Below are 13,109 nucleotides of genomic sequence, written 5' to 3'. Positions count from 1 at the left end.
CCGCGTCACCCCGCCCCACCCGTTCCCGTTCACGCCCCAGGAAGCCCACGCCCCCGTGACCGCACCCATCGTTCCGTCCGGCACGGGCCTGCCCCCGGCGACCGCGTCCACCCTCCCGTCCGGCACGGGCGCAGCCCCGGAGGCCACGCCCGCCGGGCAGCAGCGCCGCGGGCCCGGCCGCGACCGCTACTTCGACCTGCTGCGGGCGATCGCCCTCTTCCGGGTCGTCTTCTACCACCTCACCGGCTGGGCCTGGCTGCCCGTCGTGTTCCCGTCGATGGGCGTCATGTTCGCCCTCGCCGGCAACCTGATGGCCCGCTCCCTCAAGCGCCCGGCGGTGCAGGTCGTGCGCAGCCGCATGCGCCGCCTGCTGCCGCCGCTGTGGCTGCTCGGCGCGATCGGCGTGACCGGGATGGTGGCGCAGGGCTGGGGGCCGGACGCGGACGGCCACCCCGGCTGGTGGTGGCTGCACCTGACCTTCTGGATCGTCCCGGTCAGCGACCCGCCGTACGCCGAGGGCCTGCACGGCGTGCACGGCATCCTCGGCGACGACTGGGCGGGCGAACTGGCCGGTCCCCTGTGGTACATCCGCGCCTACCTCTGGTACGTCCTGCTGTCCCCGCTGATCCTCAAGGCGCTGCGCAGGCTGCCGTGGCCGACGATCCTCTTCCCGATCGCCATCTCCGCGGCGTTCGAGTTCGGCTACCTCGACTTCCTGCCCGGAGAGCGCTTCCCCTCCGCCCTCACCGACTTCAGCACCTTCGGCGCCTGCTGGGTCCTCGGCATGGCCCACCAGGAGGGCGTCCTCAAGCGTCTCCCGCGCTACGTCGTGCCGTCCATCGCCCCGTTCATCGCCGCCGTCGGCTTCTGGTACGCCGTCTCCCAGGGCTTCAAGTCCGGGCACGACCTCGACGACATCCCCTTCGCTCAGGCCCTGTGGTCCTTCGCGACGGTCCTGCTGCTCCTGCACGTCAGCCCGTCCTGGTCCGAGTGGCCCCGCGCGCTGCGCCCCCTGGACCGGATCGTGACCCTGCTCAACTCCCGCGCGGTGACGATCTACCTGTGGCACAACATCTGCATCCTGGTCGCCGGCACGATGTGGGACCACCTGTGGCGCTTCGACGTGCTCGCCGCGAACGTGCCCTGGCTGCTCAACAGCTTCTGGCCCGTCCTGGTGGTCACCTGGCTGCTCATCGGCAGCTGCATCGTCTGGTTCGGCTGGATGGAGGACGTGGCGGCCAAGCGCAGGCCGCAGCTGTGGCCGGACGGCTCGGCCGGCAAGAGCGGCACGTCCGGCAAGGGCACCGGCGCCGGCCGGGGCAGCGGCCGCGGCAGGGCCCGCAGCGGAGCCCACCGGGGCTGAGCGGCCGCGCCTCACCAAGGGGCGCCACGGCGAGTGAGAGCAACGTTCCCTCACGGTCACCCGCAGCCACAGCGCGGAAACGCGCCCTCCCTAGCGTCGGAACCCGGCCACCCGCAGGCCGCCGTGGACCGAGCCCGTCGCACCGTGGAGGCGTCATGACAGCACCGAGTTCCGCCCCCGCCCCCGGCAGGGGCGGCCGCTGGATCCGGCAGTGGGATCCGGAGGACGAGACCTTCTGGAAGCAGACGGGGGAGAGGATCGCCCGCCGGAACCTGCTGTTCTCCGTGCTGTCCGAGCACATCGGGTTCTCCGTGTGGACCCTGTGGTCCGTGCTGGTGCTCTTCATGGGACCGCAGTACGGGCTGAGCCCCGCCGACAAGTTCCTGCTGACCTCGATGGTCACGCTGGTCGGCGCGGTCGTCCGGGTGCCCTACACCTTCGCCGTCGCCGTGTTCGGCGGACGGAACTGGACCGTGATCTCCGCAAGTCTGCTGCTGGTGCCGACCATCGCCGCCTTCGCCGTCATGGAACCGGGGACCTCCTTCGCCACCTTCCTCCTCGTCGGCCTCCTCGCCGGCGTCGGCGGCGGCAACTTCGCCTCCTCCATGACCAACATCAACGCCTTCTTCCCGCTGCGGAAGAAGGGCTGGGCGCTCGGGCTCAACGCGGGCGGCGGCAACATCGGCGTGCCCGTCATCCAGCTCGCCGCCCTCGCCATCATCGGGGCGGGCGGCGGACCGCGCGTGCTGCTCGGGATCTACATCCCGCTGATCGTCCTCGCCGCCGGTCTCGCCGCGTGGAAGATGGACAACCTGGAGAACGTCCGCAACGACACCGGCGCCGCCAAGGACGCCGCCCGGGACGCCCACACCTGGATCATGTCCCTGCTCTACATCGGCACCTTCGGCTCCTTCATCGGCTACTCCTTCGCCTTCGGGCAGGTGCTCACGAACCAGTTCGGGCGTACGCCGCTGGAGGCCGCCTACGTCACCTTCCTCGGCCCGCTGCTCGGCTCCCTCATCCGCCCGCTCGGCGGCCGGCTCGCCGACCGGTTCGGCGGCGCGCGGATCACTCTCGCCAACTACGTCGCCATGGGCGCCGCGACCGCCGTACTGATCTTCGCCTCGGTGCAGAAGTCGCTGACGCTGTTCACCGGCGCGTTCGTGGTCCTCTTCGTGCTCACCGGACTCGGCAACGGCTCCACCTTCAAGATGATCCCCGGCATCTTCCAGGCCAAGGCACACGCCAAGGGCCTCACCGGCGAGGCGGCGGCCGCCTACGGGCGGCGACTGTCCGGGGCGTCCATGGGACTCATCGGCGCCGTCGGCGCCCTCGGCGGGGTCGGCATCAACCTCGCCTTCCGCCAGTCCTTCCTCTCCTACGGCTCCGGCACGGGCGCGTTCGTCGCCTTCCTCGCCTACTACGGCGTCTGTTTCACCGTGACCTGGGCCGTATACCTTCGCCGTACGGCCGCGGGCAGCCGGGCCGGAGTTGCCGCCGAGGCGAAGCCGCAGCTCACCTATGCCGAGGTGTGACGCTGTGCTCGCCCGGGGGACGACCCCCGGGCCCCCGGCCGACGATCACAGCCGTTGACATCGCCGGGCCGCGGTATCGGTAACACCGTGGACATCACACCGAACCGAGCCTGTCACGCGCCGTTGACAGGCTCGGCCGGCATACAGGTACACCGGGCGTAGGGATGCCGGCGGCAAGGGACGACTACCGAAGTGCGGGACGAGTAGCCATGGACGAACAGCTTCAGCGACCGGAACACGGACCCCTGGCCGGGTTCACCGTGGGGGTGACGGCCGCGCGCCGCGCCGACGAGCTGGGCGCGCTGCTCCAGCGGCGCGGCGCAGCCGTCCTGCACGCGCCCGCCCTGCGGATCGTGCCGCTCGCCGACGATGGTGAGCTGCTGGCGGCGACCAAGCAGCTGATCGCCCAGGCGCCGGACGTGGTCGTCGCGACCACCGCGATCGGGTTCCGCGGCTGGGTCGAGGCCGCCGACGGATGGGGGCTCGGCGAGCAGCTGCTCGAGCGGCTCCGGGCGGTGGAGCTGCTCGCCCGCGGGCCGAAGGTGAAGGGCGCGGTGCGCGCCGCGGGGCTCACCGAGGACTGGTCGCCGTCGAGCGAGTCCATGGCCGAGGTGCTCGACCGGCTGCTCGCCGAGGGCGTGGACGGCCGCCGTGTCGCCGTACAGCTGCACGGGGAGCCGCTGCCCGGGTTCGTGGAGGCGCTGCGGGAGGGCGGGGCCGAGGTGGTGGGCGTACCGGTGTACCGGTGGATGCCGCCGGACGACCTCGCTCCCCTGGACCGGCTGCTGGACGCCGTCATCGCGCGCGGGGTCGACGCCGTCACCTTCACCAGCGCGCCCGCAGCGGTCTCCCTGCTGAACCGGGCGGAGCAGCGGGGGCTGCTGCCCGAGCTGCTCGCCGCCTTCCACCACGACGTGCTGCCGGCCTGCGTCGGACCGGTCACCGCGGTGCCGCTGCAGGCGCACGGGGTGGAGACCGTGCAGCCGGAGCGCTTCCGGCTCGGGCCGCTGGTGCAGCTGCTGTGCCAGGAACTGCCGGGCCGGGCGCGCTCGTTGCCCGTCGCCGGACACCGGGTGGAGATCCGCGGGCACGCGGTGCTGGTCGACGACGACCTGCGGCCGGTACCGCCGGCCGGCATGTCCCTGCTGCGGGCGCTGGCCCGGCGGCCGGGCTGGGTGGTGGCCCGCGCCGACCTGCTGCGGGCCCTGCCGGGCGCCGGCCGCGACGAGCACGCCGTGGAGACGGCGATGGCCCGCCTGCGCACGGCCCTGGGCGCCCCGAAACTGATCCAGACGGTGGTCAAGCGCGGCTACCGGCTGGCCCTGGACCCGGCGGCGGACGCGAAGTACGCGGACGCGTAGCCCTCCGGGGGCGCGGGGGGTGCGGCTGCGCGCCTCGCACCGGGGACGTGGGGCTGTGCGCGTGCGCCGGGGACGTGGGGCTGTGCGCGTGCGCCGGGGACGTGGGGCTGTGCGCGTGGCGCCGGGGACGTGGGGCTGTGCGCGTGGCGCCGGGGCAGGGGGCTGGGCGCGTGGCGCCGGGGATGGGGGGCTGGGCGCCTCGCGCCGGGACATAGGGCTCTGCGCGTGCCGCCGCGGTCGTGGAGATGTGAGCCTCGCGCGGGATGTATGACTGTGCGCGTGGCGCCGGGGACCTGGGCTGGGCGCCTCGCGCCGGGGACGTGCGTTCGCGGGTTCTCGCGTCGGGCTGTGGGGCTAGGGGGCTTGGCGCAGGACCTTGGGCTTGCGGGTCTTCGCTTCGGTCCTGGGGCTAGGGGCCTTCGCGCAGGGCCTTGGGCCTGCGGGTCTTCACGTCGGGCCTCGGCCAGGGGTCTTCGATCCGGGCCGTGGGGCTGCTGGTCTTCGCGGTCGGGCCGTGGGGGCGTGCGCCGGGACGCGCGGCCCGCGGAGGTCAGCGCAGGGCCGAGCTGCGGGGGACGCCGCCGGTCGTGGCCGGCGGTGCGGGCAGCGGTCGGCGGCCATGGGAGAGCGCGGCGGTCAGGAACACCGTCGCCAGCGTGGTCAGCACCGTGCGCACCACGTTCCACGTCACCCACGGGTCCTCGAAGTGCTCGCGCAGCGCCGCCGGATCCCCGGGGCGGGCCAGCGCGTCGTTCAGGGGGACGTTCACGACGACCGTCACCGCGAACGCGAGGACGGACGCGGCCAGCGCCGCCCACACCCGGCCACGGCCCGGCGCCGTCCGCGCCTGCCACCCGGCCAGCGCCGTCAGGGCCGGGGCGCCCAGGAAGACCAGCATGAACAGCGGGTTCTGGATGACGTCGTTGATGTTCCGCATCACCTCGACGTAGACGCGGTCGTCGCTGCGGGCCAGCGCGGGCATCACCGCGCAGGCGAAGATGAGGAAGACCCCGGCGAGCAGTCCCGAGGTGACCGCGGCCGCGCCCAGTACCCACCGGGCGGCCGTCGATCGCGGCCTGTTGTCCGTCGTATCAGCCATGTGCCCAGTCAACCGGCGTGCGCCGCCACGGCACATGGTTCAGGCGCGCTCCCGCATGCGCGCGCGTCCACGCGTCGGAGGGGTACCCGGCGCGCCGGCGGGCAGGCACTGTGGAGGGGACCGATTCCGCGGGGCGACCCTAGGCGGTGACAGGGACATGGCACTCGGTACGGCCACGGCACCGGACGAACTGCGCTTCGACGCCGGGCGGGTCTGTCTCGACCTGCTCGCCACGACGCACCCCGTCGAACGGCTCGGCTCCGTCGAGGTGCTGCGCGCGTGGATCACCGGCTCGGGGCTCGTCCCGCCCGGCACCCCGCTGGCCCACGCCGACGAGAGCTGGCTGCGCGGCTTTTGTGAACTGCGCGAAGAGCTGGGTCAGTTGGTGCGTGGCTGGCTCGCGCCCGGCCCTTTGTCGTACGACCTCGCCCTGGCCCGGGTCAACGACGCCGCCCGCACCCCGCCGCCCGCCCCGCGAGCCGTGCGCGTCCAGGACGGCACCCTCGTGCGGGAGTTGGCGGATGCCCCGGAGTGCGCCGCGCTGCTGGCCGCGGTCGCCCGGGACGCCGTGGAACTGCTCACCGACCCGGTCGCCCGGGCGGCGCTGCGCCAGTGCGAGGGCGACAACTGCCCGATCGTCTACCTCGACACCTCCCGGGGCCGCCGGCGCCGCTGGTGCTCCAGCGAGGTCTGCGGCAACCGCGAGCGGGTGGCCCGGCACCGCCGCCGGCTCGCCTCCCGCAAGCCGGGCCCGCCCGCAGGGGGTGCCCGCTTCGCACCGTCCGCCCGGAGTGCGTCGACCCCGGCCCGCGGGGCGTCGACGTGATCTCGGTTACATCGCGTGTACCTACGGTCCCGTAGGGAAACATGTGGCGACCTTGCGGGCAGTGGGGGAAATGTAAAGAAGGCGGGGCGGGAATGTGCGTGCATGTCCGCTCACGTCACCCCGCCCCATGAAATCCGTCCCTCCGCTTTGAACATCCGACGCCCCGCCTCCGTATCCGTGGACGAGCGACCGACTGGGGGGAAGCCCCGGACACCGGAGGTGGGCGTGCGCAAGGATTCCGTCGTGGCCAATGAACGTGGATCGAGGGCCCGACATCGCGCTTCCCAGCCCTCGGAACCCGACGAGGAGCTGGTGCGTGCCCTGTATCGCGAGCACGCCGGACCCCTGCTCGCCTACGTGCTGCGCCTGGTCGCCGGAGACCGGCAGCGCGCCGAGGACGTCGTCCAGGAGACGCTCATCCGTGCCTGGAAGAACGCCGGCCAGCTCAATCGAGCGACCGGTTCGGTACGCCCCTGGCTGGTGACGGTCGCGCGCCGCATCGTCATCGACGGCCACCGCAGCCGGCAGGCCCGGCCGCAGGAGGTCGATCCGTCGCCGCTGGAGGTCATCCCCGCGGAGGACGAGATCGACAAAGCGCTGTGGTTGATGACGCTGTCGGACGCACTCGACGACCTGACGCCGGCCCACCGGGAGGTGCTCGTCGAGACGTACTTCAAAGGGCGTACCGTCAACGAGGCGGCCGAGACGCTGGGCATCCCCAGCGGCACCGTCCGCTCAAGGGTTTTCTACGCCCTGCGGTCCATGAAGCTGGCACTGGAGGAGCGGGGGGTGACGGCGTGATGAGCGGATACGGGGACATGCGAGGATTCGGCATGGAGGGCCCGGGTAACACTGGACCCATGCAGGGATCACCGGGCCCGAACGAGCACGAGACCGTCGGCGCCTACGCCCTGGGGATTCTCGACGACGCCGAAGCAACCGCTTTCGAAGCCCACCTCGCCACCTGTGAGTGGTGCGCCCAGCAGCTCGACGAACTCGCCGGTATGGAACCGATGCTGTCCGCGCTCGCCGACCTGCCCGGCGCCGGCACGCCCGCGATCGGTGAGTCCCTGTCGGCCCGGCCCAGCCCGCGGCTGGCGGAGAAGCTCGTCGACGAGGTCGCCGAGCGGCGGGCCGCCAAGCGCCGCCGCGGCTTCTACATGGTGGCCGCGGCCGCCGCGCTGATCGTCGGAGGTCCGCTGGTCGCCGTCGCCACGACCGGCTCGGACTCCGGCGGCGGCACGCAGGCCGCGCCGGCGAGCCCCGCGAAGACGCTGTTCTCGACGATGGGCGACAAGGTCACCGGGCACGACACGGCGACCGACGTCACCGGGACCGTCGGCATGGCGCAGAAGGACTGGGGCACGCAGGCGGTCCTGGAGCTGAAGAACGTCAAGGGGCCGCTGAAGTGCAGCCTGATCGCCGTCGGCAAGAACGGTGAGCGCGAGACCGTGTCGTCGTGGTCGGTGCCCGGGTGGGGGTACGGGATCCCGAACGCGAAGACGGACGAGGCGAAGGCCCCGCTGTACATCGGGGGCGGAGCGGCGTTCAAGCCGAACGAGATCGATCACTTCGAGGTGATGACCTTCGAGGGGCAGAAGCTGGTGCAGATCAAGGCGTGAGCCTCCGGCGGCGGGGCGGACAGGCGCCTTCCGGGGTCGGGGGTCGTAGTCGTCGTGCGGGTGCGGGTGAGGGGTGGCTGGTCGCGCAGTTCCCCGCGCCCCTTGCGTCGGTCTCCTGACCCCGCACCGGGAGGCACCGTTGTCGGTCTCGCCTCGCGTGGCCTCCTTCGCGTACGGTTGACGGCTGCCCAGCACGTCAGAAGGGGGCCCGGTGGCCGCTCAGGCACAGCAATCCGCGGTCGAACCGGTTCACGACTCGGTTCGGGACCGGGAGATCAACGTCGAACAGGAACACCTCGACCGGGTGTACCGGCGCCTCGAGGAGAAGATTCACGAGGCCGAGTTCCTCATGAACGACGCGGCCCAGCGCGGCCAGGTCGGCACCCCCGGCGCGCTCGCCGAGCGGGACGCGCAGGTCTTCCGGGCCGGCGTGCACCTCAACCGGCTGAACAACGAGTTCGAGGACTTCCTCTTCGGTCGTATCGACCTGCTGCTCGGCAAGGACGGCAAGAAGGGGCCCGACGGCGCGTACACCGCCGTGGAGCCCGCCGAGGGCGCCGTGCGGCCCGACAACACCGCCGACATCGCCGAGACGCTGCACATCGGCCGGATCGGCGTTCTCGACCAGGACTACGCGCCGCTCGTCATCGACTGGCGGGCGCCCGCCGCCGCGCCGTTCTACCGGTCCACGCCGGTGGACCCCGGGCGGGTCGTACGGCGCCGGGTCATCCGCTCCAAGGGCCGCCGGGTCCTCGGTGTCGAGGACGACCTCATGCGGCCGGAGCTGACGGCGTTCCTCGACGGGCGCGAGCTGCCCGTCATCGGCGACGGCGCGCTGATGGCCGCGCTGGGGCAGGCCCGCACCCACACCATGCGGGACATCGTGGCGTCCATCCAGGCCGAGCAGGACCTGGTGATCCGCGCCCCCGCCGCGTCCGTGACGTACGTCGAGGGCGGGCCCGGCACGGGGAAGACGGCGGTCGCGCTGCACCGCGCCGCCTACCTGCTCTACCAGGACCGGCGCCGCTACGCCGGCGGCATCCTGATCGTCTCGCCGACCCCACTGCTCGTCGCCTACACCGAGGGCGTGCTGCCCTCGCTGGGCGAGGAGGGCCAGGTCGCCATCCGGGCGATCGGCTCCCTGGTCGACGGGGCCGAGGCCACGGTGTACGACTCCCCGGCCACCGCCCGCGCCAAGGGCTCCAGCCGCATGCTGAAGGTGCTGCGCAAGGCCGCCCGGGGCGCGCTGGAGGGGCCCGACGCCCCGACCCGGCTGCGGGTCGTCGCCTTCGGGCGGCGCCTGGAGCTTCAGGCCGGGCAACTGGACGCCATCCGCCGCAACGCCCTCGGCGGTACGGCCCCGGTGAACCTGCTGCGGCCGCGCGCCCGCAAGCTGCTGCTGGATGCCCTGTGGGAGCAGTCGGGCGCCGGCGGGCGGCACACCGACCCCGAGCTGGCCGCCGAACTGCGCTCCTCCTTCGACGACGACGTCAGCACCGAGGACTCCTTCCTGGAGTTCCTGGGCGCCTGGTGGCCCGAGCTGACCCCGCGGGGCGTCCTCGCGGCGATGGCCGACGAGAAGCGGCTCGGGCGCTGGGCGCGCCGCGTCCTGAACCCGGGCGAGGTCCGCAAGGTCGCCCGCTCGCTCAGACGCGACGGGTACTCCGTGCACGACATCGCGCTGCTGGACGAGTTGCAGGCGATCCTCGGCGCGCCGGTGCGCCCGAAGAAGAAGCGCGAGCTCGACCCGCTGGACCACCTCACCGGTCTGGAGGAGCTGATGCCGGTGCGGGAGGAGTCGCAGCGCGAGCGCGCCGAGCGGCTGGCCGCCGAGCGCGTCGAGTACGCCCACGTCATCGTCGACGAGGCGCAGGACCTCACGCCGATGCAGTGGCGCATGGTCGGCCGCCGCGGCCGGCACGCGACCTGGACGGTCGTCGGCGACCCGGCCCAGTCCTCCTGGTCCGACGTCGACGAGGCCGCCGCGGCGCGTGACGAGGCGCTCGGAACGCGTCCGCGCCGCCGCTTCGAGCTCACCGTGAACTACCGCAACCCCGCGGAGATCGCCGAGCTGGCGTCGAGGGTGCTGGCGCTGGCCATGCCCGGTTCCGTCTCCCCGACCGCGGTGCGCTCCACCGGCGTACGGCCGCGGTTCGCCGTGGTGGCGGACTCGCTGGAGAAGACCGTGCGGGCCGAGGCCGAGCGGCTGCTCGGGGCGGTCGACGGCACGGTCGGCGTCGTCGTCGCGATGAACCGCCGCGAGGAGGCCCGGCGCTGGCTGGCGGGCCTCGGTGAGCGGGTCGTGGCGCTCGGCAGCCTGGAGGCGAAGGGTCTGGAGTACGACGCGACGGTCGTCGTCTCGCCCGCGGAGATCGCCGACGAGAGTCCGGCGGGGTTGCGGGTGCTGTACGTCGCGCTGACGCGGGCGACGCAGCAGCTGACGGTGGTGTCGGGGGAGCGGGATGAGCCGGATGGGGCGGGAGTGCCGGATCTGCTGCGCGAGTGAGGGGGTGCCTGCGGCGCGGGGTGCGTTGTCGTCTGAGGGGGCGTGGGGCTGGTCGCGTTTGCCTGCGGCGCCTGTGCGGGTTTCGTCGTGGCTGGTCGCCGTTGCCTGCGGCGCCGGCCTGCGGCGCCTGGTCGTCGTTCGGCTGCGGGCCGGTGGGGGCTGGTCGCGCCGTTCCCCGCGCCCCTTTTTGTGCCTGCGGCCCGTTTCCGTTCGGTGGCCGGTTGCGGTCGTGCCTACGTCCGGTTTCCGAGTCGGGGCCGGGGTGGGGGGTGTCCGTCCTCGGTCCGGCCGTCCGCGTCCGACACGCTCACTGTTGCCCGGTGCCGGACGCTGCGGGCGGACACCCCCCACCCCGGCCCCTTCCCGCCGTGGGCGGGTGCGGGACGCGGCGACGTTTCGCGCAGGGGGAATGGTCTTCCTCGATCCGTTTGTTAGCCTGGGTGTGGCACCGGCTCGATCCAAGCCCCCGGGCCCAACCTTTGTCCCTCAGAGGGACCACTTGCCGCGAGGCGAGCATGGCGGGTCGGTGTCATGAACGTCGAAGAGACCCACGTCACCCAGTGACGTGGGTCTCTTTATTTGTCTGATCGCTTGCCGTACTCTCTCGCATGGCGGAAGTCGTTTTCCGAAAACGTGCTCCTGCTCATGAACAAAACGTCCGCAATCCGGGGCGACTACCACGTACTCAGGGGTAGGTGCGACGATCGGACGGCACAACTCAGCGAAACGGTGAAAGCAGAGGAAGTCGGCCATGGCAACGGCGCCCAGCGTCTCCTACTCGATGACGATCCGGCTGGAGGTGCCCGCGAGCGGAACCGCCGTCTCGCAGCTCACCACCGCCGTGGAGTCCTCCGGAGGCTCGGTGACCGGCCTCGACGTCACCGCATCCGGGCACGAGAAGCTCCGGATCGACGTCACGATCGCGGCCACTTCCACGGCCCACGGCGAGGAGATCGTCGGCAAGCTGCGCGCCATCGAGGGCGTCACGCTGGGCAAGGTCTCGGACCGTACGTTCCTGATGCACCTCGGCGGCAAGATCGAGATGGCGTCCAAGCACCCCATCCGCAACCGCGACGACCTCTCCATGATCTACACCCCGGGTGTGGCCCGGGTCTGCATGGCGATCGCCGAGAACCCCGAGGACGCCCGCCGTCTGACCATCAAGCGCAACTCCGTCGCGGTCGTGACGGACGGTTCCGCGGTGCTGGGCCTGGGCAACATCGGCCCCAAGGCCGCCCTGCCGGTGATGGAGGGCAAGGCGGCGCTGTTCAAGCGGTTCGCCGGGATCGACGCCTGGCCGATCTGCCTCGACACGCAGGACACGGACGCGATCGTCGAGATCGTCAAGGCCATCGCCCCCGGCTTCGCCGGCATCAACCTCGAGGACATCTCCGCTCCGCGCTGCTTCGAGATCGAGGCCCGCCTGCGCGAGGCCCTCGACATCCCCGTCTTCCACGACGACCAGCACGGCACTGCCATCGTTGTCCTCGCCGCCCTCACCAACGCCCTGCGCGTGGTCGGCAAGGGCATCGGGGACGTGCGGGTCGTGATGTCGGGCGCGGGGGCCGCCGGTACGGCGATCCTCAAACTCCTGATCGCCGCCGGTGTGAAGAACGCCGTCGTCGCCGACATCCAGGGCGTCGTGCATGCCGGCCGTGAGGACCTGGTCGACGCGCCCGTCGGCTCCGCGCTGCGCTGGATCGCCGACAACACCAACCCGGAGAACCTCACCGGCACTCTCAAGGAGGCCGTGCGCGGCGCCGACGTCTTCATCGGCGTCTCCGCGCCCAACGTCCTCGACGGCGACGACGTGGCCGCCATGGCCGACGGTGCCATCGTCTTCGCGCTCGCGAACCCCGACCCCGAGGTCGACCCGGCGATCGCCCGCCAGACGGCTGCGGTCGTGGCCACCGGCCGCTCCGACTTCCCGAACCAGATCAACAACGTGCTGGTCTTCCCGGGTGTCTTCCGCGGCCTGCTGGACGCGCAGTCCCGCACCGTCAACACGGACATGATGCTGGCCGCCGCGAAGGCGCTGGCGGACGTGGTGACCGAGGACGAGCTGAACCCGAACTACATCATCCCCTCCGTCTTCAACGACAAGGTCGCCGGCGCGGTGGCCGGGGCGGTCCGGGACGCCGCCAAGGCGGTCGGAGCGACGGTGTAAGCGCTTGTGAGACTTCCCACGGCCGCCCCTCGGCGCGTCGTGGAACCAAGGGCCTGCGGCCGCCCTCTATGGTGGGCGGCCGGCCAGTGGCATAGGTGGCCGCCGGGACGGTGGCGCTTTCGTGTGACTCCCAAGAGTGTTCTCACGACTCCTACGGGTGCCGGATTGGCTTTCCCGCCGCAGGTAGGGGCAGGATGCCTCTCTGGGCGCTCGCGTCCGAGGACGGGACCGGGCCCGGGACCGTCCGACGACCCTGGCAGCAACGGCTTCGCTGTGTCCCATATGCGGCTGTCGCCGCGTGGCACGCCCCAACGGCAAGAAGAACACGGGAGTAACAACATGAACCGCAGTGAGCTGGTGGCCGCGCTGGCCGACCGCGCCGAGGTGACCCGCAAGGACGCCGACGCCGTGCTGGCCGCGTTCGCCGACGTCGTCGGCGATGTCGTCGCCAAGGGCGACGAGAAGGTCACCATCCCCGGCTTCCTGACCTTCGAGCGCACCCACCGTGCCGCTCGCACCGCCCGCAACCCGCAGACCGGTGAGCCGATCCAGATCCCGGCCGGCTTCAGCGTGAAGGTCTCCGCGGGCTCCAAGCTCAAGGAAGCCGCCAAGGGTAAGTAATCGCTCCGC

General features: G+C 72.3%; 10 protein-coding genes. 9 read left to right on the top strand and 1 reads right to left on the bottom strand.

Annotated features, from left to right (window positions below):
• Positions 1-55 precede the first annotated feature (55 nt).
• From ACZ67Q_RS19160 to ACZ67Q_RS19150, 3 genes are all read left to right on the top strand, one after another.
• Complete coding sequence (locus ACZ67Q_RS19160) at positions 56-1,363, top strand: acyltransferase family protein (protein WP_471183316.1); 1,308 nt, start codon at positions 56-58, stop codon at positions 1,361-1,363.
• 155 nt (positions 1,364-1,518) lie between these two features.
• Positions 1,519-2,898: an MFS transporter gene (locus tag ACZ67Q_RS19155; protein WP_471183314.1), complete on the top strand. Its 1,380-nt coding sequence runs from the start codon at positions 1,519-1,521 to the stop codon at positions 2,896-2,898.
• A gap of 209 nt (positions 2,899-3,107) precedes the next feature.
• Positions 3,108-4,259 carry a uroporphyrinogen-III synthase gene (locus ACZ67Q_RS19150; RefSeq protein ID WP_471183312.1) on the top strand — a complete coding sequence of 384 codons (1,152 nt, stop codon included), beginning with the start codon at positions 3,108-3,110 and terminating at the stop codon, positions 4,257-4,259.
• A gap of 550 nt (positions 4,260-4,809) precedes the next feature.
• Here ACZ67Q_RS19150 and ACZ67Q_RS19145 read toward each other — a convergent pair.
• Entirely contained in the window at positions 4,810-5,358 is a 549-nt protein-coding gene (locus ACZ67Q_RS19145; RefSeq protein WP_471183309.1) for an anthrone oxygenase family protein, read from the bottom strand.
• A 157-nt stretch (positions 5,359-5,515) separates the two neighbouring features.
• Between ACZ67Q_RS19145 and ACZ67Q_RS19140 the strand changes: the two genes are divergently transcribed.
• The 6 genes from ACZ67Q_RS19140 to ACZ67Q_RS19115 all read left to right on the top strand — a co-directional run bounded on the left by ACZ67Q_RS19140 (position 5,516) and on the right by ACZ67Q_RS19115 (position 13,100).
• The gene (locus tag ACZ67Q_RS19140) at positions 5,516-6,184 is read left to right on the top strand and encodes a CGNR zinc finger domain-containing protein (RefSeq protein ID WP_471183306.1); all 669 of its coding nucleotides are present in this window, start codon (positions 5,516-5,518) and stop codon (positions 6,182-6,184) included.
• 219 nt (positions 6,185-6,403) lie between these two features.
• On the top strand, positions 6,404-6,985 hold the full coding sequence (locus ACZ67Q_RS19135) for a sigma-70 family RNA polymerase sigma factor (protein ID WP_103784269.1): 582 nt from the start codon (positions 6,404-6,406) through the stop codon (positions 6,983-6,985).
• Positions 6,985-7,806, top strand: a complete 822-nt coding sequence (locus ACZ67Q_RS19130) for a zf-HC2 domain-containing protein (RefSeq protein WP_471183303.1) — start codon at positions 6,985-6,987, stop codon at positions 7,804-7,806. Before ACZ67Q_RS19135 ends, ACZ67Q_RS19130 begins: the two co-directional genes overlap by 1 nt.
• 211 nt (positions 7,807-8,017) lie before the next feature.
• Positions 8,018-10,312, top strand: a complete 2,295-nt coding sequence (locus tag ACZ67Q_RS19125; protein WP_471183300.1) for a HelD family protein — start codon at positions 8,018-8,020, stop codon at positions 10,310-10,312.
• A gap of 751 nt (positions 10,313-11,063) precedes the next feature.
• Complete coding sequence (locus tag ACZ67Q_RS19120; protein ID WP_471183298.1) at positions 11,064-12,479, top strand: NAD-dependent malic enzyme; 1,416 nt, start codon at positions 11,064-11,066, stop codon at positions 12,477-12,479.
• A gap of 339 nt (positions 12,480-12,818) precedes the next feature.
• Positions 12,819-13,100: an HU family DNA-binding protein gene (locus ACZ67Q_RS19115; protein WP_361622433.1), complete on the top strand. Its 282-nt coding sequence runs from the start codon at positions 12,819-12,821 to the stop codon at positions 13,098-13,100.
• The last annotated feature ends 9 nt before the right edge of the window (positions 13,101-13,109 follow it).

The organism is Streptomyces sp. NPDC036813 (genome assembly GCF_055609245.1).
The sequence above is the reverse complement of the archived record's forward strand: the minus strand, read 5'-3'. Positions and strand labels throughout refer to the sequence as shown.

Excerpts from the sequence above, each read along its gene's own strand:
- ACZ67Q_RS19155 (WP_471183314.1), top strand. The coding sequence starts at position 1,519 with ATGACAGCACCGAGTTCCGCCCCCGCCCCCGGCAGGGGCGGCCGCTGG.
- ACZ67Q_RS19150 (WP_471183312.1), top strand. The coding sequence starts at position 3,108 with ATGGACGAACAGCTTCAGCGACCGGAACACGGACCCCTGGCCGGGTTC.
- ACZ67Q_RS19145 (WP_471183309.1), bottom strand. The coding sequence starts at position 5,358 with ATGGCTGATACGACGGACAACAGGCCGCGATCGACGGCCGCCCGGTGG.
- ACZ67Q_RS19140 (WP_471183306.1), top strand. The coding sequence starts at position 5,516 with ATGGCACTCGGTACGGCCACGGCACCGGACGAACTGCGCTTCGACGCC.
- ACZ67Q_RS19130 (WP_471183303.1), top strand. The coding sequence starts at position 6,985 with ATGAGCGGATACGGGGACATGCGAGGATTCGGCATGGAGGGCCCGGGT.
- ACZ67Q_RS19120 (WP_471183298.1), top strand. The coding sequence starts at position 11,064 with ATGGCAACGGCGCCCAGCGTCTCCTACTCGATGACGATCCGGCTGGAG.
- ACZ67Q_RS19115 (WP_361622433.1), top strand. The coding sequence starts at position 12,819 with ATGAACCGCAGTGAGCTGGTGGCCGCGCTGGCCGACCGCGCCGAGGTG.